This is a genomic window from Rudaea sp., assembly GCF_047601565.1.
GTDB lineage: Bacteria > Pseudomonadota > Gammaproteobacteria > Xanthomonadales > Rhodanobacteraceae > Rudaea.
On record NZ_JASGIY010000001.1, the window covers coordinates 3,197,120 to 3,222,508 of the forward strand.

22 protein-coding genes, 3 tRNA genes, 2 pseudogenes and 1 other annotated feature are annotated in these 25,389 nt (G+C 64.1%); of the genes and pseudogenes, 14 read left to right on the forward strand and 13 right to left on the reverse strand.

The window, feature by feature from the left end; all coding sequences use genetic code 11:
- Positions 1–10: 10 nt before the first annotated feature.
- Positions 11–853, reverse strand: a complete 843-nt coding sequence (locus QM741_RS14085) for a hypothetical protein (RefSeq protein ID WP_415208304.1) — start codon at positions 851–853, stop codon at positions 11–13.
- Between the two features lie 75 nt (positions 854–928).
- Here QM741_RS14085 and ligA point away from each other — a divergent pair, with 75 nt between their 5' ends.
- Entirely contained in the window at positions 929–3,061 is a 2,133-nt protein-coding gene (gene ligA, locus QM741_RS14090; RefSeq protein WP_415208305.1) for an NAD-dependent DNA ligase LigA, read from the forward strand.
- On the forward strand, positions 3,051–4,016 hold the full coding sequence (gene epmA / locus QM741_RS14095; RefSeq protein ID WP_415208306.1) for an EF-P lysine aminoacylase EpmA: 966 nt from the start codon (positions 3,051–3,053) through the stop codon (positions 4,014–4,016). The genes ligA and epmA overlap by 11 nt, the downstream gene beginning before the upstream one ends.
- 25 nt (positions 4,017–4,041) lie before the next feature.
- On the opposite strand, the gene QM741_RS14100 is transcribed toward epmA, so the two are convergent.
- The 4 genes from QM741_RS14100 to QM741_RS14115 all read right to left on the reverse strand — a co-directional run bounded on the left by QM741_RS14100 (position 4,042) and on the right by QM741_RS14115 (position 7,811).
- A complete protein-coding gene (locus QM741_RS14100; RefSeq protein WP_415208307.1) occupies positions 4,042–4,491 on the reverse strand; it encodes a DUF2127 domain-containing protein in 450 nt (149 codons plus the stop codon).
- Positions 4,492–5,181 (reverse strand): DUF2461 domain-containing protein, encoded by a 690-nt coding sequence (locus QM741_RS14105; protein WP_415208308.1) that lies wholly within the window; start codon positions 5,179–5,181, stop codon positions 4,492–4,494.
- A gap of 154 nt (positions 5,182–5,335) precedes the next feature.
- Positions 5,336–6,829 (reverse strand): exodeoxyribonuclease I, encoded by a 1,494-nt coding sequence (gene sbcB, locus QM741_RS14110; protein ID WP_415208309.1) that lies wholly within the window; start codon positions 6,827–6,829, stop codon positions 5,336–5,338.
- A 268-nt stretch (positions 6,830–7,097) separates the two neighbouring features.
- On the reverse strand, positions 7,098–7,811 hold the full coding sequence (locus QM741_RS14115; RefSeq protein ID WP_415208310.1) for an ATP-binding protein: 714 nt from the start codon (positions 7,809–7,811) through the stop codon (positions 7,098–7,100).
- On the opposite strand from QM741_RS14115, the gene QM741_RS14120 reads away from it, so the two are divergent.
- Positions 7,737–8,959, forward strand: a protein-coding gene (locus tag QM741_RS14120) for an IS3 family transposase (protein ID WP_415208311.1) whose coding sequence is annotated in 2 segments (ribosomal slippage) — positions 7,737–8,022 and positions 8,022–8,959 — 1,224 coding nt in all. Because the reading frame shifts where the segments join, the coding sequence is not laid out codon by codon here. The genes QM741_RS14115 and QM741_RS14120 overlap by 75 nt on opposite strands.
- Positions 8,012–8,128 (forward strand) — a sequence feature (AL1L pseudoknot). It overlaps the preceding gene by 117 nt.
- On the opposite strand, the gene QM741_RS14125 is transcribed toward QM741_RS14120, so the two are convergent.
- The 4 genes from QM741_RS14125 to QM741_RS14140 form a co-directional block, all read right to left on the reverse strand.
- Positions 8,920–9,648: an ATP-binding protein gene (locus QM741_RS14125; protein ID WP_415208312.1), complete on the reverse strand. Its 729-nt coding sequence runs from the start codon at positions 9,646–9,648 to the stop codon at positions 8,920–8,922. The genes QM741_RS14120 and QM741_RS14125 overlap by 40 nt on opposite strands.
- Positions 9,649–9,897: 249 nt before the next feature.
- On the reverse strand, positions 9,898–10,119 hold the full coding sequence (locus QM741_RS14130; protein WP_415208313.1) for a hypothetical protein: 222 nt from the start codon (positions 10,117–10,119) through the stop codon (positions 9,898–9,900).
- A gap of 73 nt (positions 10,120–10,192) precedes the next feature.
- Positions 10,193–10,912 carry an alpha/beta hydrolase family protein gene (locus QM741_RS14135; protein ID WP_415208314.1) on the reverse strand — a complete coding sequence of 240 codons (720 nt, stop codon included), beginning with the start codon at positions 10,910–10,912 and terminating at the stop codon, positions 10,193–10,195.
- A gap of 276 nt (positions 10,913–11,188) precedes the next feature.
- Positions 11,189–11,265, reverse strand: a tRNA-Arg gene (locus QM741_RS14140).
- 305 nt (positions 11,266–11,570) lie between these two features.
- On the opposite strand from QM741_RS14140, the gene fghA reads away from it, so the two are divergent.
- The 4 genes and pseudogenes from fghA to QM741_RS14160 all read left to right on the forward strand — a co-directional run bounded on the left by fghA (position 11,571) and on the right by QM741_RS14160 (position 14,979).
- On the forward strand, positions 11,571–12,419 hold the full coding sequence (gene fghA / locus QM741_RS14145; RefSeq protein ID WP_415208315.1) for an S-formylglutathione hydrolase: 849 nt from the start codon (positions 11,571–11,573) through the stop codon (positions 12,417–12,419).
- A gap of 209 nt (positions 12,420–12,628) precedes the next feature.
- Positions 12,629–13,738, forward strand: a complete 1,110-nt coding sequence (locus QM741_RS14150) for an S-(hydroxymethyl)glutathione dehydrogenase/class III alcohol dehydrogenase (protein ID WP_415208316.1) — start codon at positions 12,629–12,631, stop codon at positions 13,736–13,738.
- A gap of 70 nt (positions 13,739–13,808) precedes the next feature.
- Positions 13,809–14,291: pseudogene (gene gfa, locus QM741_RS14155) on the forward strand (S-(hydroxymethyl)glutathione synthase); the annotation flags it as partial.
- 370 nt (positions 14,292–14,661) lie between these two features.
- A complete protein-coding gene (locus QM741_RS14160) occupies positions 14,662–14,979 on the forward strand; it encodes a hypothetical protein (protein WP_415208317.1) in 318 nt (105 codons plus the stop codon).
- A 16-nt stretch (positions 14,980–14,995) separates the two neighbouring features.
- Here QM741_RS14160 and aceB read toward each other — a convergent pair whose 3' ends face one another.
- The 3 genes from aceB to QM741_RS14175 all read right to left on the reverse strand — a co-directional run bounded on the left by aceB (position 14,996) and on the right by QM741_RS14175 (position 18,950).
- On the reverse strand, positions 14,996–16,594 hold the full coding sequence (aceB, locus tag QM741_RS14165; protein ID WP_415208318.1) for a malate synthase A: 1,599 nt from the start codon (positions 16,592–16,594) through the stop codon (positions 14,996–14,998).
- A 126-nt stretch (positions 16,595–16,720) separates the two neighbouring features.
- Positions 16,721–18,184, reverse strand: a complete 1,464-nt coding sequence (locus tag QM741_RS14170) for a bifunctional 2-methylcitrate dehydratase/aconitate hydratase (protein ID WP_415208319.1) — start codon at positions 18,182–18,184, stop codon at positions 16,721–16,723.
- Between the two features lie 73 nt (positions 18,185–18,257).
- The gene (locus tag QM741_RS14175) at positions 18,258–18,950 is read right to left on the reverse strand and encodes an SDR family oxidoreductase (protein ID WP_415208320.1); all 693 of its coding nucleotides are present in this window, start codon (positions 18,948–18,950) and stop codon (positions 18,258–18,260) included.
- 143 nt (positions 18,951–19,093) lie between these two features.
- On the opposite strand from QM741_RS14175, the gene QM741_RS14180 reads away from it, so the two are divergent.
- The 4 genes and pseudogenes from QM741_RS14180 (at position 19,094) to pnp (ending at position 22,207) form a co-directional block, all read left to right on the forward strand.
- Positions 19,094–19,170 (forward strand) — tRNA-Pro (locus QM741_RS14180).
- Positions 19,171–19,316: 146 nt separating this feature from the next.
- A tRNA-Arg gene (locus tag QM741_RS14185) sits at positions 19,317–19,393 on the forward strand.
- Between the two features lie 300 nt (positions 19,394–19,693).
- Complete coding sequence (gene rpsO, locus QM741_RS14190) at positions 19,694–19,963, forward strand: 30S ribosomal protein S15 (RefSeq protein WP_137912988.1); 270 nt, start codon at positions 19,694–19,696, stop codon at positions 19,961–19,963.
- 141 nt (positions 19,964–20,104) lie between these two features.
- Positions 20,105–22,207: pseudogene (pnp, locus tag QM741_RS14195) on the forward strand (polyribonucleotide nucleotidyltransferase).
- On the opposite strand, the gene QM741_RS14200 reads toward pnp, so the two are convergent.
- Complete coding sequence (locus tag QM741_RS14200) at positions 22,185–22,379, reverse strand: hypothetical protein (protein WP_415208321.1); 195 nt, start codon at positions 22,377–22,379, stop codon at positions 22,185–22,187. The pseudogene pnp and the gene QM741_RS14200 sit on opposite strands and share 23 nt — an antisense overlap.
- Before the next feature lie 52 nt (positions 22,380–22,431).
- Between QM741_RS14200 and QM741_RS14205 the strand changes: the two genes are divergently transcribed.
- The 3 genes from QM741_RS14205 (at position 22,432) to QM741_RS14215 (ending at position 25,276) form a co-directional block, all read left to right on the forward strand.
- Entirely contained in the window at positions 22,432–22,614 is a 183-nt protein-coding gene (locus tag QM741_RS14205) for a hypothetical protein (RefSeq protein WP_415208322.1), read from the forward strand.
- 50 nt (positions 22,615–22,664) lie between these two features.
- A complete protein-coding gene (gene phaE / locus QM741_RS14210) occupies positions 22,665–24,089 on the forward strand; it encodes a class III poly(R)-hydroxyalkanoic acid synthase subunit PhaE (protein WP_415208323.1) in 1,425 nt (474 codons plus the stop codon).
- 119 nt (positions 24,090–24,208) lie between these two features.
- Positions 24,209–25,276 (forward strand): class III poly(R)-hydroxyalkanoic acid synthase subunit PhaC, encoded by a 1,068-nt coding sequence (locus QM741_RS14215; protein ID WP_415208324.1) that lies wholly within the window; start codon positions 24,209–24,211, stop codon positions 25,274–25,276.
- The last annotated feature ends 113 nt before the right edge of the window (positions 25,277–25,389 follow it).

Consider the following 25,389-nt stretch of genomic DNA (forward strand, 5'->3'; position numbering starts at 1 on the left):
GACGGAGGCGTCACTCGATCTGTTCCTTCGCCCACGCCGCGTCGAGCGCTTCCATCGCGTCCTTCGGTTTGAGCTTCGCGGCCTTGGCGTAGGCTTCGGCGGCGTCGTCCTCGCGCTTGTCGCCGTATAGGAGCATCAGCGCGTTGCCGTATTCGACCCAGGCGATCGGCGAATCCGGAGTGAGCTTGAGCGCTTCCTTGAGCTGCTTCTCGGCCTCGGCCGCGCTCGCGCCGTAGGTCAGCTTGGCGAGCATGCCGCCGACCTTGCCGACGATCTCGGCGTGGTAGAGGCCGAGCGCGGTATGCGCTTCGGCGTGCTTCGGCGCGAGCTTGAGCGCCTTGTCGAGCGACTCCTTGACCTTGCCGCCGATGCCCTGGGCGAGCGCTTGGGTGATCGAGATCGTCTGGCTGTAGCGGCCGAGCGCGAACGCGCGCCGGTAGTGCGAGTTCGCTTCGTCGGGCAACGCGGCGATCGCCTCGTCGGCGAGCTTGGCCAGCGCCTCGAAGCGCGCGGTCTTTTCCTTGTCGCTGTCGACGAGGTAGGTCGCGTGGATGCCGCCGGCCTTGATCGTGACCGAGGCGCCGAGCGCCTTCAATGCCGTACCGGCCTCATAGGCTTCGCGGAAGTCGCCGCGGTGGAAAGCGCGCCAGGCGTCCTGCAGCGCGTCGGCGATCTTGCCGGCGTCCTTGCCGAGCTTGGGATTGGCCTTGAGCAGCCTGGCGACGTGCTTCTCGTCGGGGAACGGTTCCTGGTCGCCCGCATGCAGCTTGGCCCAGGCCTTGGCGAGCTTGTCTCCCGCGTAGTCGAATGCTTTGTCCGGATGCGGAAACGCCTTCCAGTTCGATTTCGCCATCGTGGTCTCCCCGTCGGATGCGGCAAGCTTCCGGCAAGCGCGGTGCAACATGCAAGGTGTTGGTAAAATCCCGCCATGAACGCCTCCGTTCCAAGCAATATTTCCCGCCGCGTGGCGATTCTGCGCGAGAAATTGGACGAAGCCAGCCATCGCTATCACGTGCTGGCCGAGCCGACGATCACCGACACCGAGTACGACGTGCTGATGCGCGAGCTCGAGGCGCTGGAAGCGGCGCACCCGGAACTCGTCACGCCCGATTCGCCGACGCAGCGCGTGGGTGCGGCGGTTTCGAGCGAGTTCGCCGAGGTACGGCACGAGATTCCGATGCTGTCGCTCGCCAACGCGTTCAGCGACGAGGAAGTGGCCGAGTTCGTGCGCCGCATCCGCGCGCGCCTCGGCGGCGACGGCGCGCGCGCGCTGACGTTTTCGGTCGAGCCCAAGTTCGACGGCCTCGCGATCAGTCTGCGCTACGAGCGTGGCCTGTTCGTGCGCGGAGCGACGCGCGGCGACGGCGAAACCGGCGAGGACGTGACGGCGAACCTGCGCACGATCAGGCAGATCCCGCTGCGCCTCCGCAGCGGGACGAATGAAAACGACTCTTTGAAGCTCCGCGGCAAGGGCTGGCCCGCCGTGCTCGAAGTGCGCGGCGAGGTTTACATGCCGCGCGCCGGTTTCGAAAAGTACAACGAGAAGGCGCGCGCGTCGGAAGGCAGGATCAAGCCGCTGATCAATCCGCGCAACGCGGCCGCGGGTTCGCTGCGCCAGCTCGATCCGCGTATCACGGCGCAACGGCCGCTCGCGTTCTACGCCTACGCGGTCGGCGTCGTCGAGGGTGGTTCGCTGCCGGCGACGCATTCGCAGACGCTGCGTACGCTGCGCGACTGGGGCTTTCCGGTCAGCGATCTGGTCGGTACGGCCGACGGTGAGGACGGTTGCCTTGATTACTACCGCCGCATCGGTGCGCAGCGCGACGCACTGCCGTTCGACATCGACGGCGTCGTCTACAAGGTCGACGACCTCGCCCTGCAAGGCGAACTCGGCTTCGTCGGACGCACGCCGCGCTGGGCGATCGCGCACAAGTTCCCCGCGCAGGAGCAGACGACCGTGGTCGAGGCGATCGGCGTCAACATCGGTCGCACCGGTGCGGCAACGCCGACCGTGCGCCTGAAGCCCGTCTTCGTCGGCGGCGTCACCGTGACCAATGCGACGCTGCACAATGCCGACCAGGTCGCGCGTCTCGACGTGCGCGTCGGCGACACGGTGATCGTGCGCCGTGCGGGCGACGTGATCCCGGAGGTCGTCAGCGTCGTCGCCGATGCGCGGCACGAAACCCGGCCGCGCTGGCAGATGCCCGCGACCTGTCCGGTCTGCGGCTCGGATATCGTGCGCGAGGAGGGCGAAGTGGTCGCGCGCTGCATCGGCGGCCTGAGCTGCGCCGCGCAAGTCCAACAAGCGATTTTCCACTTCGCTTCGCGCCGCGCGATCGACATCGACGGTCTCGGCGAGCGTTACATCGAAGATTTGACCGACCTTGGTTACGTCAAGTCGGTGGCCGACCTGTACAAACTCACGCTCGACGACCTGCTCGCAATGAAGCGCCGCGCCGACGAACGCGACGGCACGACGCCCGAAACGGTAAAGGCCGGCAAGGTCGCGACCAAGTGGGCGGAAAACCTGATCGAGGCGATCGCGCGCAGCCGCAAGACGACGCTGGAGCGTTTCCTCTACTCGCTCGGCATTCCCGATGTCGGCGAGGCGACCGCGAAGACGCTGGCGCGCTGGTTCGGCTCGCTGGCCGAACTGATGGCCGCCGACGAAGACGCCTTGCAGACCGTGCCCGACGTCGGCCCGATCGTGGCCGCGCACATCGCGCGCTTTTTCGCCCAGCCGCACAACCGCGAGGTGATCGCCGCGCTGCGCGCCAACGGCGTCGAATGGCAGGAGCACGCGCCGCAGCGCACGGTCGACGGGCCGCTGGCCGGCAAGACCGCGGTGCTGACCGGCGGCCTCGTCGCGTTGACCCGCGACGAGGCGAAGGCGAAGCTCGAGGCGCTTGGCGCCAAGGTCGCCGGTAGCGTGTCGAAGAAGACCAGCTTCGTCGTCGCCGGGAGCGACGCCGGTTCGAAGCTCGACAAGGCCAACGAACTCGGCATCGACGTCTGGGACGAGGCGCAGTTGCTCGACTTCCTGCGCGGGCATGAAGGCTGAGGCGAGCCCGCTTGCGGCACTGCGCCTGCGCGCGCGCCTGTATGCGCTGATTCGCGGGTTTTTCGCGCAGCGCGGCGTGCTCGAGGTCGAGACGCCGGTATTATCGGCGGCGGGCAATACCGCTCCGAACATCGAGAGTTTCCGCACGCGCTTCGGCGGCCACGTCGATGCGGGCACTCCGCAGCGCTGGCTGCGCACCTCGTCGGAGTTCGCGCAGAAGCGCCTGCTCGCGGCGGGCGTCGGCGATCACTACGAACTCGGCCGCGTTTTCCGCAACGGCGAAGCGGGACGGCGGCACAATCCCGAGTTCACGATGCTCGAGTGGTATCGCGTCGGTTGGGACCACGTGCGGCTGATCGGGGAAACCGTCGAACTCGTTTCGGCGGCGTTGGCGCTGGCCGGCAGGCGGGCGGAAGCGAAAAAATACACTTATCGTGAATTGTTCGTCGCTTCGCTCGACATCGACCCGTTCGCGGCCACGGAAGCCGAGTTGCGCGCGGCGCTCGGCGAAGTGCGGATCGACACGGAAGGATTGGACCGCGACGACTGGTTGGATTTGCTGCTCACGCACCGCATCCAACCGACGTTCCCGAGCGACCGCATCACGGTCGTCTGCGACTATCCGGCGACGCAATGCGCGCTGGCGAAGGTCCGCGCGGGCGATCCGCCCGTGGCCGAGCGTTTCGAGCTGTACCTCGGCGCGCAGGAAATCGCGAACGGCTACCACGAACTGACCGATGCCGCCGATCAGCGCGCCCGCTTCGAACGCGACAACGCGCGTCGGCGCGAGCGCGGCCTTGGCGAAGTGCCGATCGACGCAAACCTGATCGCGGCACTGGAACATGGCATGCCCGACTGTGCCGGCGTCGCGCTCGGCGTCGAGCGCCTGCTCATGGCCATGCTCGGCAGCGACGACATTCGCGACGTGCTCGCGTTCGCGTTCGCCGAAGCGTGATGGCGCGATTCATCGCGCCCCTGCGTCAGCGCTTTCGCACGATGCGCCACAGATAGACCACGATCGCGACGTTGACCGCGAGCGCCAGCACCTTGAGCCAGGTGAAGTGGTGGTGGATTTCCCAGGCTTCGAACGGTACCAGCGAGGCGGTGGCGAATACGGTCAGATACTCGGCCCAGCGCTTGCGCCACCACAGGCCCCAGCCTTCGACGAGAAACAACGCGGCGTACGCGCTGGCGCCGATGCCGATCAGTTCGAAGTTGCGCGGCGTCAGGCCGAGCAACTGGTCCGCCCAGCGGATCAGGATGACGTGGCCGCTGCGGAGCGGCAACTGCGCCACCCAGTTCGCCAGATGTTCGAGCGACGGCGTGCACACGAGGCGGAACGCCACCGCCGCGAGCACGAGCAGCGCCGCGCCTTTGGCGAATTTGTATACCGCGATCGCGCGCAACGCGCCGCCGGTTCCGGCCGCCATTCAAAACTCCAGGTCGAGTGCCGCGCAGAGGTAGTCGATCATCGGCGCGACGCCCTTGAAGCCGTCGACGACGACGTCGCGCAGCTCCGCGGAGCAGGCCGTTTTGTCGTCGAATTCGCGCCAGGCGGCGAAGTCCTTGCGCTTAATGTCCTCGATCAGTTCGTGCTGCGGATCGTAGCCGCGCGGCGGCCGGCTCAGCGAGTCGCCGCCGATCGTGAAACTCGCGCGGAAGCGCGCGTTGTGCGTGGCCTTCTTCCACGCCGCCGGATTGTCGACGAGGAATTCGCGCACGCGGTTGAGCGTCGGCGGTTCCGGATGCCAGAGACCGCCGCCGACGAAGCTGTCGCCGGGCTGCACGTGCAGGTAGAACGATGGCGCGGGCACCTGTTTCGAGCGCTCGTGGAACAGGCGCGCGCCGAGCCAGGTCTTGTACGGCGTCTTGTCGCCGGAGAAGCGCGTGTCGCGGTAGATGCGGAACATCGAGCCGCCGTGCGGGCGCGGATCGGCGCGATAGTGCGTGCTGATCTTCGCCAAGGGCGCTGCGAGGTCGCCGATCAGGTGCAGGAATGGATCGCGCACGGTCGCCTCCCAGCGCGTCTTGTTCGCGGCGAACCATTCGCGGTTGTTGTTGCGCGCGAACTCGCGCATCAGCTTGAGGCTGGCGGGGGTGAAGTAGGTCGTCGCGGCCATGGGATTAGTTTCGCTGAAGATGGTGTCGAGTGCTGCGCGCTATTCTGCCGTCATCCCCGCGCAAGCGGTAATCCATTTTGATTTTTCGTATCCAAAAGCGCCAAAAGAAGAAACTGGATTACCGCTTGCGCGGGAATGACGAGCAAAGGCATTGTCATTCCATCTCCAGCTTGCGGCCCCAGGCTTCGAGTTGGTCGAGCAGGGCGAGATGGTCCGGACGCATGTCCGGCGAAGCGCGCAGTTGCGCGATTTCGGCGAAATAGTCGGGCAGGGTCAATGCGGTCGTTTCGGTCTGCGTGTTCAACCGTGTACGACAGAAATCGCTCCAGCATTGCGCCTCGACGATGTCGAGCGTCTGTGGCCAGTTGCGCGCGCGGTAGCGGAACAGCAATTCGGCATAGCGCGGATCGGCGAACGCGAAGCGGCGTGCGCCGAGTTGCTCCGGCGGCGTGCGCCGCACTTCGCGGAACAGGCGCTTGTCCGCGTCGGACGGAAACCCCGAGTAGATCGCCAGGTCGGGATCGACGGTTCCGCGTTCTTCGCGCACAGTCGCAAAGACCTCGCGCAATTTGTCGGCAAGGTTCGGCGCATCCTGCAGGCGGGCGAGATGCGCCTTGCAGCGCTCGACGTCGAGGCCGATGCGCGCGGTATCGACGCCGTTCAGCGCCGACAGCGGTGCGAGTGCGGGCGACTTGTTCGCGTGCACGGTCTTGAGCGGGATGCGTTCGACATCGCCGGGCAGATCCGCACGAGGCGTGAACACGCGATCGGCGATCTCGTCGGCGTCGAGTTCGAGCAACGGCGCGGGATCGACGTCGAGATCGCAGACGATCACGCCGTTGTTCTGGGTGGGGTGCGCGGCGAGTGGAACGATCATCGCGAGGCAGCCGCGCTCGGACGGATAGCGCGAGGACACGTGCAGCACCGGCGTGCGATGCGCGTAGTCGAGCAACTCGAACGCGCGCTGCTTGCGGCGCAGGGCGAAGTAGAAATCCCACAGCCGCGGCTGGCGCGCGCGCAGCAGGCGCGCGAGCGCGATCGTCGCCTGCACGTCGGACAGCGCATCGTGCGCGTGCGCGTGGGCGAGGTGGTTGGCCGCGGCCAGATCAACGAGCTTGAACGAGGGAATGAACCGGGAGGTGCCTGCGGGGAGGGGCGCTTTTTGATTCTCGCGGGAAGAGGCTTCCGCGTGGGTGCCCGGCCATTGGATTCCGGCCGGGCGCAACGCGTAGCACATGCGCGCGAGGTCGATCAGATCCCAGCGCGAATTGCCGTCCTTCCACTCGCGTTCGTAGGGATCGTGAAAATTGCGGTAGAGCAGGTTGCGCGTGAACTCGTCGTCGAAGCGCAGCGAGTTGTAGCCGACCCCGCAGGTCCCGGGCTGCGCCAGTTCCTCGTGGATACGCGCGGCGAATTCGGCTTCGATCACGCCTTCGCGCTGCGCCCGCTGCGGCGAAATGCCGGTGATCAGGCAGGCGGCGGGATGCGGCAGCACGTCCAGCGCCGGCTTGCAGTAGACCGAAAACGGTTCCCCTAAAGGTTCAAGTCCCAGTGTCGTGCGTTGCCCCGCGAACTGCACGGCACGGTCGCGGCGCGCGTCGATGCCCGAGGTTTCGTAGTCGTGCCAGAAGAAGCTTGCTTGGCTCATGCGCGAAGCCTAGCCGATCGCGCCGGACAAAGAAAAAGGCCGACGGCTTCCCATCGGCCTTTCGGCATTGGCGCGCCCGGAGAGATTCGAACTCCCGACCACCAAGTTCGTAGCCTGGTGCACGAATCGACAGCGGCGCGGGCTGCAGGCCTGTGATTTTTAGGCTTTCTGGGACTTTCGCGCAAGGCGTGGTGCGGGTTTCAGCGATATTTTTAGGCTACTGCGCACCTCGTGACGATTGAAGATACCTATTGCAATGCTTCGCTACCTACATCTCCCACAGGTGCGCCAAGGACACAGCCAGGCAACCGGCCACATCCAGCGCGAAGGTACTGACGCCCGCGTGCAGCACGACGCCACCACGAAAATCCTTGCCGCACTGCTCGGCCAGACGGCGCAAGCCGCGTCCATCCGATGGCAGTACCGTGGCTGCGGACTTCACCTCGACGCCCCACGTCGCGCGACCGCGCGTGATGATCAAGTCGACCTCGACCTGATCCTTGTCGCGATAGTGCCAGAACCGCAAATCCGGGTCGGTCCAGCCGGCCTGCGCGACCAACTGCTGCACCACCCAGGTTTCGAGCAGGTGTCCGAATCGGTCGCGTTGTCCGCTCCAATCCGATGTGGTCAATCCAGTCAGGGTGGCTGCAAGGCCGGAATCCACCATGTGCAGTTTCGGCGTCTTGACCAGTCGTTTGATCTCATTTCGATGCCAAGGCAGCAGGCGCCGCACCAGAAACAATCGCTCGCAGACATCCAGGTAGTGCTCGACGGTCTCGCGACGCAAGTCTAGGTCGTTTCCCAGGCTGGAAACATTGAGCAATTCACCGGTGCGCAACGCCAGCATTTCGAGCAGGTGAACCGCCCCGGGTATGTCGGAGGCTCCCACTCTTGAGAGGATGGAGCAATGACAAACACGAAGTATTCTGCGGAAGTGAGAGAGCGAGCGATGCGGATGGTGCGCGAGCACCAAGCCGAACACGGCTCGGAGTGGGCGACGATCGCCTCGGTGGCCGGCAAGCTGGGCTGCACGTCGGAGACGTTGCGGCGCTGGGTGCGGCAGGCGCAGGTCGATGAAGGCCGGCGCGAGGGGTTGAGTACGTCCGAGCGTGATCGGCTCAAGGCGCAGGAGCGAGAGATTCGCGAACTGCGCCAAGCGAACGAGATCTTGCGCAAGGCGTCGGCGTATTTTGCACAGGCGGAGCTCGACCGCCGATTCAAGCCATGATCGCGTTCATCGACGATCACCGAGCCATCCATGGAGTCGAGCCGATCTGCCGCGTGCTGCCGATCGCTCCGTCGACGTATCGCCGCCATACGCGGGAACGTCGCCATCCGGATCGACGTTCGGCGCGGGCGCGTCGTGACGACGACCTGTGTCAGGCGATCCGGCGCGTCTACGCCGAGAACCTGCAGGTGTACGGCGCGCGCAAGGTATGGCGGCAATTACTGCGTGAGGGCGTGCGCGTGGCGCGCTGCACGGTCGAACGGCTGATGCGCAAGCTGGGCCTGCAAGGCGTGATCCGCGGCAAGCCGGTGAAGACCACGGTCAGCGACAAGGCCACGCCGTGCCCATTGGATCGCGTCAACCGGCAGTTCCAGGCCGACCGTCCCAATGCGCTGTGGGTCAGCGACTTCACCTACGTCTCGACCTGGGCTGGCTTCGTCTACGTGGCCTTCGTGATCGACGTGTTCGCTCGTCGTATCATTGGCTGGAAGGTGTCGCGGTCGGCGCGCACGGACTTCGTGCTCGACGCGCTGGAGCAGGCGCTGCACGACCGCCGGCCGGTGCAGCAAGCCCTGATCCACCACTCCGACCGCGGCGTGCAGTACGTGTCGATCCGCTACACCGAGCGGCTGGCGCTGGCCGGCATCGAACCGTCGGTCGGCCGCGTGGGCGACTCCTACGACAACGCGCTGGCCGAGACGATCAACGGGCTGTACAAGGCCGAGGTCATCCACCGCCGATCCTGGCCGAACCTGGAAGCCGTGGAAATGGCGACGCTGGCGTGGGTGAACTGGTTCAACCACCACCGCCTACTCTCCTCGATCGGACACCGACCGCCGGCGGAAGCCGAAGCGATATATCATCAGCAACAGCAACACCGTGAGATGCCGATGGCGGCTTGACTCACACCAACCAGCCTCCGACGTTCCCGGGGCGGTTCAAGGCGAGACAAAGCGCTTGCGTCGCGCACGCGCGCGACTTCGCGTACATCACGCTCGATGAGCGTGCGCAGGTACGCGCGGTGCCATGCGCGTGCGCGGGTCGGCGTGCGCGCCACGGCTTCGGGGAATCCGCCGCTCACGATGCGTGAGGCAAGCGTATCGAAGAAGGCAGTCTTTGATGGGTTAACCTGTGGCTTCAGCCCTCCTTCCATGAAGACTTCGAGAAACCTCCCTGGGTGTCGCTCCATTTCCGCCGCCGTCAACGGCTGCAACTGGAGCACCTCCATTCTTCCCGCCAGAGAATCACCAAGGTCCGGCAGCAGCATCAGGTTCGCGGATCCGGTCAGCACGAAACGGCCCGGCCGGCGATCCTGATCGACCGAGAACTTGATCGTGCGCAGCAAATCCGGCACACGCTGAACCTCGTCGAGAATCACGCGCTCCGGCAACGCAGCGACGAAGCCCGTCGGGTCCGATCGCGCAAAGGCCAGCGCCGCCGCGTCATCGAAAGTGACGTAGGCGTAGTCCGGTTCGAGCATGCGTACCAGCGTGCTCTTGCCAGCCTGACGCGGCCCGAGCACACACACGGCAGGCGTGTCCTTCAGCGCGGCGCGCAGGCTGGCCTCGATCAGGCGTTTGTACAACTTCATAAGGCATCGTCCATTTGCCTATTATCATATCGTCCATTTGCCGATTATGGAATCGGCTGATTGTCTATCTCATAGCCCGCCGTATACCGACACTGCTGATCATCGGTCGCATGCCCGAAATCGCGTCCCACCGCAGCGAGCAGCATCAAAGATTCGTCGAGCTTGTAATGGATGCCGGAATTGAACAGCGTTTGCGAATCGTGCAGGGCCCAAGTCTGATGCACTTCAATCAGGCAATCGAGTCTTTCGCTACCGCACTCGTGTGCCGCGACGATGCCTGCCTCCCACTGACAACGCCTCGATATCCCAACGCCGGAACGTCTTGCTGCCGATCGAGGCGAGGTTGATTTCCCATTTGCCGTTGCCGGGCGTGCCGGGATCGTCGGTGACAAGCGGTGGACCGCCTTGCGCTGCAGCCAGCTTGGCAATCGCAAATAGCACGAGGACAAAGAGCACCTTGTAGCGAAACATGGATGTGCTTGGATGTTTGCATTGTTGACGCATTTTTCGATTCACAGCGCTTCGCAGCTGAACTGCCATGGCATCACTCATCGGGGTGCATCGGCCTGCGAAACGGCGGATCGTCGGCGTCCGGGACGTCGATCGGTTCCGGTGGCGTCTCGTGCAGCAAGTGCTGCACGAAGTAGTCCCATGTCTTGCGGTTGGAATACCAGTGGCGCCAGAACTGCTTGTGCTCGTAGGTGGGCAGGATCAGCATGTCGAAATCCTTGTTCGCCTCGATCAAGGCCTGCGCGAATTGCAAGGTCTGCGCGACGTGCACATCGTCGTCAACGAAACCGTGCATCAGCAACAGTTTGCCCTGCAAGCGATTGGCGATCTCCATGTTGGTCGGCCAGTCGAACTCCCTCTCGCCCGGCGCGGCGCGCCCCGTGGCAATCCAAGTACCCTCGTCATGGCTGCCGGCCACAGCTACGGCGACCTTGTAGAACTGCGGATGCTGCAGCAACGCACGTGCAGCGCGAAAGCCGCCTCCGGAAATGCCGTAAATGCCCGTACGGCCAATGTCGATGAACGGATAGCGCCGCGCCAGCTCGCGCATCGCGGCCATGTGATCGTCGTAGTAAAATGGTTCCGTGGATCTCTCGCCGTCGAAAATCGCGCGAACTTTCCTCGACCGGAAGCGCGCCTCGCGCCCATCGAACAGCATGCTCGCAAAACCGACCTGAGCCAATGCCGTGGCACCAAGGTATTGGGATTCGAGATTCCCATCAAGGAGCTTCATGCGAAGTTCAAGATGGGCCAAGATGAGCCTTTGCCCGACACGCATGCCGCCATCGACGCACTGAACGAGAGTAATCCGCTCTTGGCCGACCTGATGCGTCGGCACAATGTTGAACGCAGATCGTGACGGCAGCTCTACCTTCCGGAGATCGCCCGCTTATCGTGAATGAGCGCGGCGAACAACTCACGCGTTCGGGACTGGACTTAGGCACCCAGGAAAGTGACGGGCGTGAACTTCGGGCTGCGCAAACGACAACGCCAACGGCGCGGAAACCGTTGGCGTTGCTGGTTTTCAAGATGGCGCGCCCGGAGAGATTCGAACTCCCGACCACCAAGTTCGTAGCCTGGTACTCTATCCAACTGAGCTACGGGCGCGTTGCGAGCCGGGCATTATCCTAGTTGCCGGCATTTGCGTCAACAAATCTGTCGAACCGGGCAGTGATCCGGGTTGAACCCGTTTGCCCAGGGCGCAGAGACGGGGACCGGAGCCGGAACGCGCATCTCTCTTCGAGCACACCGCCGGCGGATGGTACGGTGCTGTTCGAGCCAGGAGCGAATGCCGGTGGGCCAGCGATGTTCCATGTGTGTGCCGTTCGTGGAGCAGTTTCATTCGCGCTTGATTCGTGAAGATGGGAGTGGCGTAGACTCGCGCCTCGGTCGAGATTTTCGCGGAGACGAGCATGACAACGCTGGAGGCCATTTCCGAGCAGCACTGCTTCGGCGGTGTGCAGGGCTTCTACAAGCACGCCTCGCGCGTCTGTGCGGGTGAGATGAAGTTCGCCGTCTACAAGCCGCCACAGGCAAGCCTCGGTCCCGTGCCCGTGTTGTATTACCTCTCGGGGCTGACCTGCACCGAAGAAACCGCAACGATCAAGGCCGGTGCGCAGCGCGTTGCTTCGGAACTCGGCCTGATGCTCGTGATGCCCGACACGAGCCCGCGCAACACGGGCATTCCGGACGAAGCGGCCGATTGGGAGTTCGGCACGGCGGCGGGTTTCTATCTCGATGCCACGCAGTCGCCCTGGTCGACTTTCTTCAACATGTACAGCTATGTGACGGTCGAACTACCGGCGCTGATCGCCGCCAATTTTCCGGCCGACACGCAGCGGCAGGGCATTTTCGGGCACTCGATGGGCGGTCACGGCGCTTTGACGATCGCGCTCAAGAACCCCCGGAAGTACCGGTCCGTTTCCGCGTTCGCGCCGATTGTCGCGCCGACGCAGGTGCATTGGGGGCAGAAGGCGTTCCCGCGCTATCTGGGCGAGAACCGCGAGAGCTGGAAGGACTACGATGCCTGCGAACTCGTGCGGTGCGGCCGGTTGCCCGGCATGATCCTGATCGATCAGGGCGACGCGGACAAGTTTCTCGCCGACGAACTTCGCCCGCATCTGTTCGAAGCGGCCTGCCTCGAGGCGGGGCATGCGCTGACCCTGCGCATGCGGCAGGGATACGACCACAGTTATTACTTCATCGGCACGTTCATCGAGGATCACCTGCGCCATCACGCGGCGCTGCCGCACGGCCGTTGACCCGGATGCGTGGCAATACTGTATCGAATCAGCAACAGCTTCCGTTCCATATACTCGTTACGGCATGAGAAACTGGATACAACAAATTGATATAAAACAGTATTTTTTGAAAAACCGATTGGCACGCATGCTGCTGCGAGATGTGAAGACGCGTAACTGCCGTTCGTCGTGTTCCATCCCGATCGTCAAAACTCCAGGAGTTTCCAACCATGAAAACAAGAGCGGCAGTCGCTTGGGAAGCAGGCAAGCCACTGAGCATCGAGGAAGTCGATCTTGCCGGCCCCAAGGAAGGCGAAGTGCTGGTGCGCATCGTCGCGACGGGCGTTTGCCATACCGATGCGTTCACGTTGTCGGGCGCGGATCCGGAAGGTCTTTTTCCGGTCATCCTCGGCCACGAGGGCGGCGGCATCGCCGAGGAAGTCGGCCCGGGCGTGACGAGCGTCAAGCCGGGCGACCACGTGATTCCGCTGTACACGCCCGAATGCGGCAAGTGCGAATACTGCCTGTCCGGGCGCACCAATTTGTGCCAGGCGATCCGCGTCACCCAGGGCAAGGGTCTGATGCCCGACGGCACTTCGCGCTTCTCGCAGAAGGGCAGGCAGATTCTGCATTATATGGGTACGAGCACGTTCTCCGAATACACCGTGCTGCCCGAAATCGCGGTCGCCAAGATCAACCCGAAGGCGCCGCTCGACAAGGTCTGCCTGCTCGGCTGTGGCATCACCACCGGCATCGGCGCGGTGCTCAATACGGCCAAGGTCTGGCCGGGCGCGACGGTCGCGGTGTTCGGCCTCGGCGGCATCGGCCTCGCCGTCGTGCAGGGTGCGGTGATGGCCAAGGCGTCTCGCATCATCGCGGTCGATCTGAATCCGGCGAAGTGGGAGATGGCCAAGGCGATGGGCGCGACCGACTTCGTCAATCCCAAGGATTACGACAGGCCGATCCAGCAAGTGCTGGTCGACCGGACGAACGGCGGCCTCGATTTCACGTTCGAATGCATCGGCAACGTCAACACGATGCGTGCGGCGCTGGAGTGCTGCCACAAGGGGTGGGGAGAGTCGACCATCATCGGTGTGGCCGGCGCGGGTCAGGAGATCTCGACGCGCCCATTCCAACTCGTCACCGGCCGCGTCTGGCGCGGTTCGGCGTTCGGCGGCGTCAAGGGACGCTCGCAGTTGCCCGGTTACGTCGATCGCTATCTCGCCGGCGAACTCAAGGTCGACGAGTTCGTCACCGAAACCTTGCCGCTGGATCAGATCAATCACGCCTTCGACCTGATGCACGAAGGCAAGGTGATTCGTTCCGTCATCAGGTACTAGCCCACATTTCTCGCAGAATTTCGTCCTCGTCGTACCCGCGGCATCACAAACCATAGTGGAGGGAATAGTCATGGCAGTTGCGATTCATCCAGCAGTGGACGGCGGCCTCAAGCCCGCGGCTCCGAATTTCGCCGGCGGCACGCTGGTCTGCAAATGCAAGGACAAGCCGGTCAAGGTCAGGATCGGCACACAGGTCGCGCACAACCACGCCTGCGGTTGCACCAAGTGCTGGAAACCGGCCGGTGCACTATTCTCGGTCGTGGGCGTGGTTCCCAAGGACAAGGTCAGCGTGGCCGAGAACGGCGACAAGCTCAAGATCGTCGATCCGAACGCGACGATCCAGCGCTACGCCTGCACGGGCTGCGGCGTGCATCTGTACGGCCGCATCGAGAACACTAGGCATGCGTTCAACGGGCTCGACTTCATCCACGCGGAATTGTCGCCGGAGTCGGGCTGGGCGCCGCCGGGTTTCGCGGCGTTCGTGTCGTCGATCATCGAATCCGGTTTCGCGCCGGGCGACATGGGCGAAGTGCGTGCCCGTCTGGAGCAGGTGTTCGGCCGACGCGGACCTGCAGTTCATAGGCAGGTCGTATGCACGCGGCAACGAGAACAACGCTCACGTGGCCGGCGGTACGCTGGACGAGACGCTATCCGATGGTTCGACGGTCTCGGGAACCTACACCGGGCCGGGTTACAGCCCAGCTGTTGTCGTCGTGTGCGGTGCGCGTAGCGGAGGTGCCCGCGACGCCGCGTTCTGGCCCGGCGGTCTCCCTGCAAGGGCACTACGACAACGAGCAGCAGACTGCGGCGGCTTGCGAGCATGCCGTTCCGCATGTCGTCGTCACGATCGAACCGACGGCTCAACCGGATTGGGAGCTGTGGCGCGTGCACGTCGAGACCGATGCGCAAACCGCGTTCGAGCGATGCAGACGCGCACCGAACATGATGGCAGCCGCGCGCTGGTTCCGTACTACCAGCTTCACCAGGACGCGCCGCCGACCGCGGCGGCGTTCGATCCGGAGCAGTGGCTGTCGCTCGAAGCCTGTGCCCTGCGCGGCAAGTTCGGTGCGCGGCGCATCGAGGCGATGTCGGAGGGCGAGCCGTGCGTGGCCGTCACGATGGGCGTCGGCGCGCGGCGCGCGCTGCTGCCGGTCGGCATCGTGCGCGAAGCGGACCGGCTGCGCGTGGACCTGAACCTGTACGGCACGCGCACGCATATCGATGCGCGGCGCGTGCCGTGACGGCGCGCGGAACACGTCACGCCATCGCTTCGTACAGCGGCAGGGTCAAAAACTCGGGGAAGTTCTTCGACAGCGCCATCTCCTCGAAGATCTTCGAGGCTTGCTCGTAGGTGTCGACCTTCTCTCCCTGCGCCGTCACGGTGGCTTTGACCTTGGCGAGTTCTTCGGGAATCAGCGCACGCACGAGCGCAGCGTCGACCTTGCGGCCGTCGTCGAGCACGCCCTTGTCGCTGACCACCCACTGCCAGACCTGCGAGCGCGAGATTTCCGCGGTCGCGGCGTCTTCCATGAGATTGTGGATCGGCACGCAGCCGTTGCCGGCGAGCCAACTGCCGAGGTAGTGGATGCCGACGTTGATGTTGTTGCGCAGGCCGGCTTCGGTGATCGGCTGCTCGGGCACGAAGTTGAGGAAGTCGGCGGCGGCGATTTTCTCGTCGCGCTGCTTACCCCACTGGTTCGGCTTGTCGCCGAGGACGGCGGTGAATTCCTCCATCGCGATATCGACCAGACCCGGGTGTGCGATCCAGCCGCCGTCGAAGCCGTCGTTGGCGTCGCGCTTCTTGTCGTGGCGCACGCCGGCCAGCGCCTTCTCGTTTGCTGCGGCGTCGCCCTTGATCGGGATCAGCGCGGCCATGCCGCCGATCGCGGGCGCGCCGCGCTTGTGGCAGGCTTGCACGAGCGCGAGCGCGTAGGCGCGCATGAACGGCACTTCCATGTTGATCGCGGCGCGGTTGGCGAGGCAGAAGCCGGGCTTGTTCTTGAATTTCTTGATCGCGCTGAAGATGTAGTCCCAGCGGCCCGCATTGAGGCCGGCTGAATGCTCGCGCAGTTCATGGAGAATTTCCTCCATCTCGAACGTGGCGAGAATCGTTTCGAGCAGCACGGTCACCTTGATCGTGCCCTGCGCAATGCCGAGTTCGTTCTGCGCCATGACGAAGATGTCGTTCCACAACCGCGCCTCAAGGTGGCTTTCGAGCTTCGGCAGGTAGTAGAACGGGCCGAAACCGCGCGCGATCTGCTCCTTGGCGTTGTGGAAGAAGACCAGGGTGAAATCGAAGATGCCGCCGGAGACGCGCTGGCCGTCGACGGTCACGTGCTTCTCGTCGAGATGCCAGCCGCGCGGACGGATCTGCAGCGTGGCGATCCTGTCGTTGAGCTTGTACGTCTTGCCGGCTTCGTTGGTGAAGCTGATCGCGCCGCGGATCGCGTCGTACAGATTGACCTGGCCCTGGATCTGGTTGAACCAGTTCGGGCTGTTGGAGTCCTCGAAGTCGGTCATGTACGAATCCGCGCCCGAGTTGAACGCGTTGATGATCATCTTGCGCTCGACCGGACCGGTGATCTCGACGCGGCGGCATTCGAGCGCCTTCGGCAGCGGCGCGATTTTCCAATCGCCTTCGCGGATGTGCTTCGTCTCGGGCAGGAAGTCCGGCATCTCGCCGGCGTCGATGCGGGCCTGGCGCGCGATACGCGCCTTGAGCAACTCCTGCCGGCGCGGCTCGAACGCGCGGTGCAGCTTGGCGACGAAGGCGAGCGCGTCGTGCGTCAGAATCTCGTCGAAGCGCGGGTGGAATGGCGCATTGATCGCAACGCCGGCTGGCAGGTTCGTGGACATTTTCAGCATCTCCTTTTTAGCTCGTCATTCCGGCGGAAGCCGGAATCCAGCGACTTTGATTTTCGGACGAGGGCAAGCGCAAAAGGCACTGGATTCCGGCTTTCGCCGGAATGACAGGTGCAAGTGTTAGATCACGTACAGATCGACGTATCCGTTGACGGGCATGGCCTCGAGCTTTTTCTGGTCGAGCGATACCTCGAGGATGGCCTTCTGCTGCTTGGCCGGAAAGCGCCGCGCGAGGTTGGTGCGGAACTTCGCTTCGAGCAGCGGAATGCCGTCCTTGCGCCGGCGCTTGTGGCCGATCGGGTATTCGACGACGACTTCTTTCAGCCTGGTGCCGTCCTTCAGTTCCACCGTCAGCGCGTTGGCGATGCTGCGCTTGTCGGGGTCGTGGTAGTCCTTCGTGAACTGCTTGTCCTCGACGCATTCGATGAGCTCGCGCAGCGCGTCGATGCGCTTGCCCCAGACCGGGTCTTTCGCCAGGTTGTCCTCGTAGTCGGCGGCCGTCAGGCGGCCGAAGATCAGCGGCACCGCCACCATGTACTGGATGCAGTGGTCGCGGTCGGCCGGATTGTCGAGCGGGCCCTTCTTGTCGATGATGCGGATGCACGCTTCGTGCGTGCGGATCGTGATCTTCTTGATATCGGCGGCGGTCTTGCCGCGCTTGGCGAGTTCCTGATGCAGCGTCATCGCCGCCTCGACGCCGGTCTGGCTATGGAATTCGGCCGGGAAGCTGATCTTGAACAGCACGTTCTCCATCACGTAGCTGCCGTACTTGCGCTGGAACTGGAACGGCTTGCCCTTGAACAATACGTCGTAGAAGCCCCAGGTCTTCGCGGACAGCACCGACGGATAGCCCATTTCACCCGTCTTGGCGATCAGCGCGAGACGCACGGCACGGCTGGTCGCGTCGCCGGCCGCCCACGACTTGCGCGAACCCGTGTTCGGCGCATGGCGATAGGTGCGCAGGCTTTGGCCGTCGACCCAGGCCAGCGACACGGCGTTGACGATTTCCTCGCGCGACAGGCCGAGCATTTCGGCGACGACGGCGGTCGATGCGACCTTCACCAGCACGACGTGGTCGAGGCCGACCTTGTTGAACGAGTTCTCCAGCGCGATGCAGCCCTGGATTTCGTGCGCCTTGATCATGCCGGTCAGCACGGCTTTCATCGTCAGCGGCTTCTTGCCCGCGGCGAGGTTGTTGCGACTGATCCAGTCGGCGACGGCGAGGATGCCGCCGAGGTTGTCGGAAGGATGGCCCCACTCGGCCGCGAGCCAGGTGTCGTTGAAGTCGAGCCAGCGGATCATCGCGCCGATGTTGAACGCGGCCTGCACCGGATCGAGCTGGAACTGCGTGCCGGGCACCTTGGCGCCGTTCGGTACCACGGTTCCGGGAACAATGGGGCCGAGCAGTTTGGTGCAGGCCGGGTATTCGAGCGCCTCAAGCCCGCAGCCGAGCGTGTCGATCAGGCAGTTGCGCGCGGTTTCGTAGGCGAGCGGAGACGTAATCTTGTACTTGCTCACGTAGTCGACGATGTCGACGATCACCTTGTCGGGCTTGGGGCGGACGTTCGAGATAGGCGAACTCATGAGGTTCCTGGCAGGTCGGTGGGATGGAAAACGCGTGATTTTACTTCAAAGAATCCCGCGGCTGGTCTGTGACTTAAGTGCGGCCAGCCACCGGGATCAAGGCGCCGGTCACCGCCTGCGCCTTGTCGGAGAGCAGGAACAGGATGACGTCGGCGATCTGCTCGGGCTTCACCCAGCGCGAGAAATCCGCGTCGGGCATGTCCTTGCGATTTGCCGGCGTGTCTATCGTCGTCGGCAGGATGGCGTTGACGGTGATACCGCGATCCTTCAGTTCTTCGGCCAGCGCTTCGGTGAGCTTGAACACGCCAGCCTTCGACGCCGCGTACGCGCCCATGCCGGCGCCGGCCTTGACCGCGCCGGCCGCGCCGATGTTGACGATGCGTCCGGCGTTGCTTTTCACGAGCAGGGGCAGGGCGGCCGTGCTCGCTGCGACCGCGGTGCGCAGGTTGACGTTGAACAGCAGGTCCCAGGTCGCAAGGCTGCCGCCTTCGAGCTTCTCCCAGCGGAACGTGCCGGCGACGTTGACCAGCGCGTCGAGGCCGCCGAGCCTGTCGCCGATCGTCGCGACAACTTTTTCCGCGGTCTCGGGCGAGGAGAGGTTGACGCCGCCGAACGCATGCAGATGCGGATCGTCCGCGCTCGCGCCGACGGGCGCATGATCGATCGCCGCGACCGTAGCGCCCGCATCGAGCGCCGCGCGCACGACGGCCGAGCCCAGGCTGCCCGCCGCCCCCGTGACCGCGATCCGCTTGCCGTGAAAGTCCATCGTCTTCTCTCCGCATCGAGGGGCATCGATGCTAGCTCACGACATCGGCGAGTACCATGCCATGACGCACCCGCGTTGACTGGGGCGATGCGCGCTCTTACCATCCTCGACCCTGCGCGGCCTCGTCGGCGCGCGGAACGGTTCGGGGCATAGCTCAGCCTGGTAGAGCGCCAGCTTTGGGAGCTGGATGTCGAGAGTTCGAATCCCTCTGCCCCGACCAGTTGTTTGTGCGATCGTCCCTGATCGCGAAAGTCAAGAGGCGGTCGTCCTTGACCGCACTTCTCAAGAAAGCCGACGCGCGCGGTGGTAGCTTTCGGCGATTGATCTGCGCTTTAGGTTTTCATTGCTGCGCTAGACTACCCGGATGCGCCCGTAGCTCAACCGGATAGAGCACCGGCCTTCTAAGCCGGCGGTTGTGGGTTCGAGTCCCGCCGGGCGCGCCACCCGTTCCGTTGCATGCCCGGCCCGGCGAGTGAATTGTTCGCGTCGATTGGCTGAACCTCAGCGTTGCCGGACATCCTCGTTCAGGTTTCTCTCCGAGTGAGCAGAACGAGTTCCAGACCGATGCCGCGCAGACAAGACTTTTCGCCCCATCGTGCCGCAAAAACGGTTACAATAAGGAGCTTTGTCGATTCGAAGCATCCCATCGTTATTTTCCATTCATCCGTTCCACTAACGCGGATCGCGCTGTCTCGAAAGAGATGGGCCGAACCGCGCCGGACGTTTCATCGAAGGTAAACACCATGTCTCTCTCCGTCGAACAGACCAGCAAGGTCATTGCGGACTATCGCCGCGCTCCCAACGATACCGGTTCGCCCGAAGTGCAGGTCGCACTGCTCTCCGCGCGTATCGAGCATCTTTCCAAGCATTTTGCCGACCACGACAAGGACCATCATTCGCGTCGTGGCCTGCTCAAGATGGTCAACCAGCGCCGCAGCCTGCTTGCGTATCTGAAGAAGACCGACGCCGAGCGCTACAAGACGCTGATCGAGCGCCTGGGTCTCCGCCGTTAAGCACCGATCTCCCGTCATCCCGGCGCATGCCGGGATGATCCATTTTCAAGGCTCGAAAAGCAGAAACTGGATTCCCGCTTTCGCGGGAATGACGAGCTAAAAGGGGCGCAAGGCGTCCAACTACGATTCAAGGAATCCAACGTGGCAAAAATTACGAAATCATTCCAGTACGGCAACCAGAACGGTCACGCTGGAGACGGGCGAGATCGCCCGCCAGGCGTCCGGTGCGGTGATGGTGTCGATGGGCGGCACCGTCGTGCTGGTGACCGCGGTCGCTGCGGCGAAGGCGAAGGAAGGGCAGGACTTCTTCCCGCTCACGGTCGACTACGTCGAGAAGTTCTACTCGGCCGGCCGCATTCCCGGCGGCTTCTTCAAGCGCGAAGGCCGCCCGACCGAAAAGGAAACGCTGACCTCGCGCCTGATCGACCGCCCGGTGCGCCCGCTGTTCCCGGAAGAGTACAAGAACGAAGTGCAGGTCATCGCGCAGGTCGTTTCGCTCAATCCGGAAGTCGATGGCGACATCCCGGCGATGATCGGCGCCTCGGCCGCGCTGTCGCTGGCCGGCATTCCGTTCAAGGGCCCGATCGGCGCCGCTAAGGTCGGTTATGCGAACGGTCAGTACATCCTCAATCCGACCGCGTCGCAGTTGAAGACCTCCGACCTCGAACTCGTCGTCGCCGGTACCTCGAACGCCGTGCTGATGGTCGAATCCGAAGCCAAGCTGCTCAGCGAAGACGTGATGCTCGGCGCCGTGGTGTTCGGCCACAAGGCGATGCAGGTCGTCATCAACGCGATCAACGAGCTGACCGTCGAAGCCGGCACCAAGCCGTCGGCGTGGGTGGCCCCGGCCAAGAACGAAGCGGCGATCGCCGCGCTCAAGGAAGCGGTCGGCACGCAGCTTGCGCAGGCGTTCCAGAATCCGCGACAAGCTGCAGCGCCGCGACGCGATCGCCGCGATCAAGCAGGACGTGATGGCCGGCCTCGCCGGCCGCATCGAAGCCGAGAAGTGGGACAAGGCCGAACTCGCCAAGGAATTCGGCGAGCTCGAATACCGCACGCTGCGCGACTCGGTGCTCGGCACCAAGGTGCGCATCGACGGCCGCAAGCTCGACGACATCCGCCCGATCACCGTGCGCGTCGGCGTGCTGCCGCGCACGCACGGCTCGGCACTGTTCACGCGTGGCGAGACGCAGGCGCTGGTCGTCGTCACGCTCGGCACCGCGCGCGACGCGCAGATCATCGACGCGCCGGAAGGCGAGTCGAAGGACACCTTCCTGTTCCACTACAACTTCCCGCCGTTCTCGGTCGGCGAAGCGGGGCGCTTCGGCGCGCCGAAGCGCCGCGAGATCGGCCACGGCCGCCTCGCCAAGCGCGGCGTGTTGGCGGTCAAGCCGACGATGGAAGCGTTCCCTTACGTGCTGCGTGTCGTCTCCGAGATCACCGAGTCGAACGGCTCCTCGTCGATGGCCTCGGTCTGCGGCTCGTCGTTGGCGATGATGGATGCGGGCGTGCCGCTCAAGGCGCCCGTCGCGGGCATCGCGATGGGCCTGGTCAAGGAAGGCGACCAGTTCGTCGTGCTCTCCGACATCCTCGGCGACGAGGATCATCTCGGCGACATGGATTTCAAGGTCGCCGGTTCCGCCGACGGCATCAGCGCGCTGCAGATGGACATCAAGATCGACGGCATCACCGAGGAGATCATGAAGACCGCGCTGGCGCAGGCCAAGCAGGGCCGCCTGCACATCCTCGGCGAGATGGGCAAGGTCATCACGACCTCGCGCACCGAAATGAGCGAGTTCGCGCCGCGCCTGATGACGATGAAGATCCACCCGGACAAGATCCGCGAAGTCATCGGCAAGGGCGGCAGCGTGATCCGTTCGATCACCGAGGAAACCGGCGCCACGGTCGACATCAGCGACGACGGCACGATCGTCATCGCCTCGGTCAACCGCGAGGCGGCCGACGCGGCCAAGGCGCGCATCGAGCAGATCGTCTCCGACGTCGAGCCGGGCCGCATCTACGAGGGCAAGGTCGCCAAGCTGATGGACTTCGGCGCGTTCGTCACGATCCTGCCGGGCAAGGACGGCCTCGTCCACGTCTCGCAGAATCTCCAACGAGCGCGTCGAGAAAGTGTCCGACAAGCTCAAGGAAGGCGACGTGGTCAAGGTCAAGGTGCTGGAGGTCGACAAGCAGGGCCGCATCCGGCTGTCGATGAAGGCCGTCAGCGAAGGCGAGGCGGCGTAAGCCGAGTCACTGCTGCCAGCTGCATCGGAACATGAAGGCCCCGGTCGAAAGCCGGGGCTTTTTGCTTTTTGCTCGTCATTCCCGCCTGCGCGGGAATGACGAGCAAAAAGGGCGTATAGGGAGCAGTGAAACGAATTCCGCCTTCCGCGGTATTGGCAGGATACGCCGCCATGCGTCTCCTCCCATCTGCGAACTCACAGTTCCACAGGGAGTTCCAAACCCTTATGTCACCCCTTCGGGTGCGCGATCAGTTTTTCGCGGTCGAGCCTTTCGCCTGCCAGATAAACCGAATCGATATCGCCGGCATTTTTCACGCCGAGCGTCGGATCGGTTTTGAGGATCAGCAGGTCGGTGCGATGGCCGGGCGCGACGGTGCCCAGCTCGGCGAATTCTCGCCATGCGGATAATGCGACGGCTGCGGCCGCGTGCTAGCATCGAAATCCCCTTGGAGGCGTGCATGAGCGAAAACAAGAGCATGAACGATTGGATGAAGGACTGGGACGCGTTGCAGCGCCAGTATTTCAATGTCTGGTCCGATCTCGCGCAGAAAGTGCCGTTCGCGATGCCCCCTGCCGGCTCGCCGCCGTTCGCGGGGGTCAATCCATTTGCTGCCGCTGCGAATCCGTTCGCGCAGGCGTCTCCGGCGCAGGGTTTCGGCTTCCCTGGATTTCCGCCGGTCAATCCGTTCATGGCTGCGGGGCAGAATTCGCAGCCGCCATGGCAGGAAGGCATGGAGCAATGGTCACGCCTTTTCGTCGATGCCGGCAAGCAGAGCGAGACCACCGAGCGCTTGACCGAGAGCGCCAAGGCATACATGGCCATGATGCAGTCGCTGTTCGGCGCGGCGTCTTCAGGCACGGCGACGGAGAATCCAGCGCAGGGCTGGTTCGAGGCCACGCGCGGTGCATTCGGCGCGAACGTTCCCGGTTTCGATCCCGCAGCGCATCCATTCGCAAAGGCGCTGCGCGAAGTGGTCGGCAAGGGCGCGCAGGGTTTCGCCGAACTGCCGGCGGCATTCGCGCCGTACGTCGAACAGATGCGCAAGGAGGGGATGTCGTGGTTGAGCATGCCGGCGTTCGGCCTCGCGCGGGAGCATCAGGAGCACTATCAGAGCACTGCGCTCGCATTGGTCGAGTACCAGCGGGCGCTGCGCGAATACAACCGGCTCATGCTCAAGTCGGCCCAGCGCGGCAACGAGCTGTTCGAGCGCAAACTCGCCGAGCGCAGCGAGCCGGGCCGCGCGATCGACTCGCTCAAGGCGCTGTACGACCTGTGGGTCGACGCGATGGAGGACGCCTATGCCGAGATCGCGTTGTCCGAGGAATTCAGCAAGGCCTATGGCGAACTCGCCAACGCGCAGATGCGCGTGCGCAAGCAGATCCAGATCGAGGTCGAGCGTGTCAGCCGCGAACTCGGCATGCCGACGCGCACCGAAGTCGACAGCCTGAGCAAGCGTGTACACGATCTGCGCCGGGAAGTTCGCGATGGCGGCGTCGAGCGCAACGATGGCGTGGTCGAGGCGAAAGTCGCAGCGTTGCGCGATGAAGTCGCGGCGCTGAAGAAGTCGTTTGTACAGGCGAATGCGAAGGTGAAGGCGGCTCCCGCTACGGCCAAGGTCGCCGAGCCCGCGGAGGTGATTCGGAAACCCGTAGCGCAAAAGCCGCGCCGCGCCGCCGCGAAATCGCGCGCGCCGGCTGCGGTGGTGCGTCCGCGGCCGGTCGTGGCGGACCAAGGCAAGCCACAGGTGCGTTCCTTCGCCGACGCCGTCGCCGCGATGCGCCGCCGGGTCGTCGGCAAGCCGCCGCGGCGCGCCGCCGCCGCGCAGATGGCGCAGCCGAGCAAAGGTGGCAAGCCCCAGAAGAAAAGCGGCAAGAAGAAGTAACTTCGGGCTCGGTATCCGGCGCAAGCCGCTACCCGGTCGTGCGCACGGTACGCTGAAGAAAAGAGCGAAGGCCGCATTTCGGCACTTGCCGGAAGGGCGGCCACAAAGGAGGCCAAGTCATGTTCAACCCGATCCGCATCACGCCGCAGAAGGCGTACGAAGAAGCGCAGAAATTCCATCAGAAGATCGCCGCAGGCCTGAAGGTGCTGCGCACGCTCGACAACGTCCATTATGGCGCGACCGACAAGGAAGAGGTCTACCGCGAAGACAAACTCGTGCTGTACCGCTTCAAGGGGCCGCACAAGCCGACTGCCAAGGCGCCGATCCTGATCAGCTATGCGCTCGTCAACCGCCCGTACATGGTCGATCTCCAGGACGACCGTTCGCTGGTCAAGAACCTGCTCGCGCTCGGCGAGGACGTCTACCTGATCGACTGGGGCTATCCCGACGGATCGGACAAGTACCTCACGCTCGACGACTATATCAACGGCTACATCCGCCGCTGCGTCGACGTCGTCGCGAAACGCCACAAGCTCGACAGGATCAACCTGCTCGGCATCTGCCAGGGCGGCGCGTTCAGCCTGTGCTTCACGTCGATCTATCCGGAAAAGATCCAGAACCTGATCACGATGGTGACGCCGGTCGATTTCCAGACGCGCGACAACATGTTGTCGAACTGGGTGCGCCATCTCGACGTCGACCTGTTCGTCGATGCGCTCGGCAACGTGCCGGCCGACCTGATGAACTACTGCTACCTGATGCTCAAGCCCGTGCGCCTGAATCAGCAGAAATACATCGGCCTCGTCGACATCCTCGACGACAAGGCCGAACTGGAAAACTTCCTGCGCATGGAGAAGTGGATCTTCGACAGCCCCGACCAGGCCGGCGCCGCGTTCCGCCAGTTCATCAAGGATTTCTACCAGGGCAACAAACTGGTCAACGGCGGCCTCAAGATCGGCGACAAGTCGGTCGACCTTGCGAACCTCGACGTGCCCGTGCTCAACATCTTCGCCGAGCAGGACCACCTCGTGCCGCCCGACGCCTCGCGCGCGCTGCGCGGGCGAACCGGCTCGGACGACTACACCGAACTCGCGTTCAAGGGCGGCCACATCGGCATCTACGTTTCCGGCCGTGCGCAGCGCGAGGTGCCGGCGGCGATCCACGAGTGGCTTGCGGCGCGGACGTGAAGCTCTTGCTTGCCTTCTCCCATCGGGAGAAGGTGGCGCAAAGCGCCGGATGAGGGAAGAGCGTCAGCCGCGCTGAACCCTCTCGAATTCTGCAGGGCCTTTCCCTCATCCGC

Coding starts and splice junctions, on each gene's coding strand:
- QM741_RS14085 (WP_415208304.1), bottom strand. CDS start 853: ATGGCGAAATCGAACTGGAAGGCGTTTCCGCATCCGGACAAAGCATTC.
- ligA (WP_415208305.1), top strand. CDS start 929: ATGAACGCCTCCGTTCCAAGCAATATTTCCCGCCGCGTGGCGATTCTG.
- epmA (WP_415208306.1), top strand. CDS start 3,051: ATGAAGGCTGAGGCGAGCCCGCTTGCGGCACTGCGCCTGCGCGCGCGC.
- QM741_RS14100 (WP_415208307.1), bottom strand. CDS start 4,491: ATGGCGGCCGGAACCGGCGGCGCGTTGCGCGCGATCGCGGTATACAAA.
- QM741_RS14105 (WP_415208308.1), bottom strand. CDS start 5,181: ATGGCCGCGACGACCTACTTCACCCCCGCCAGCCTCAAGCTGATGCGC.
- sbcB (WP_415208309.1), bottom strand. CDS start 6,829: ATGAGCCAAGCAAGCTTCTTCTGGCACGACTACGAAACCTCGGGCATC.
- QM741_RS14125 (WP_415208312.1), bottom strand. CDS start 9,648: ATGAAGTTGTACAAACGCCTGATCGAGGCCAGCCTGCGCGCCGCGCTG.
- QM741_RS14130 (WP_415208313.1), bottom strand. CDS start 10,119: ATGTTTCGCTACAAGGTGCTCTTTGTCCTCGTGCTATTTGCGATTGCC.
- fghA (WP_415208315.1), top strand. CDS start 11,571: ATGACAACGCTGGAGGCCATTTCCGAGCAGCACTGCTTCGGCGGTGTG.
- QM741_RS14150 (WP_415208316.1), top strand. CDS start 12,629: ATGAAAACAAGAGCGGCAGTCGCTTGGGAAGCAGGCAAGCCACTGAGC.
- QM741_RS14160 (WP_415208317.1), top strand. CDS start 14,662: ATGCAGACGCGCACCGAACATGATGGCAGCCGCGCGCTGGTTCCGTAC.
- aceB (WP_415208318.1), bottom strand. CDS start 16,594: ATGTCCACGAACCTGCCAGCCGGCGTTGCGATCAATGCGCCATTCCAC.
- QM741_RS14170 (WP_415208319.1), bottom strand. CDS start 18,184: ATGAGTTCGCCTATCTCGAACGTCCGCCCCAAGCCCGACAAGGTGATC.
- QM741_RS14175 (WP_415208320.1), bottom strand. CDS start 18,950: ATGGACTTTCACGGCAAGCGGATCGCGGTCACGGGGGCGGCGGGCAGC.
- rpsO (WP_137912988.1), top strand. CDS start 19,694: ATGTCTCTCTCCGTCGAACAGACCAGCAAGGTCATTGCGGACTATCGC.
- QM741_RS14200 (WP_415208321.1), bottom strand. CDS start 22,379: ATGGCGGCGTATCCTGCCAATACCGCGGAAGGCGGAATTCGTTTCACT.
- QM741_RS14205 (WP_415208322.1), top strand. CDS start 22,432: ATGTCACCCCTTCGGGTGCGCGATCAGTTTTTCGCGGTCGAGCCTTTC.
- phaE (WP_415208323.1), top strand. CDS start 22,665: ATGAGCGAAAACAAGAGCATGAACGATTGGATGAAGGACTGGGACGCG.
- QM741_RS14215 (WP_415208324.1), top strand. CDS start 24,209: ATGTTCAACCCGATCCGCATCACGCCGCAGAAGGCGTACGAAGAAGCG.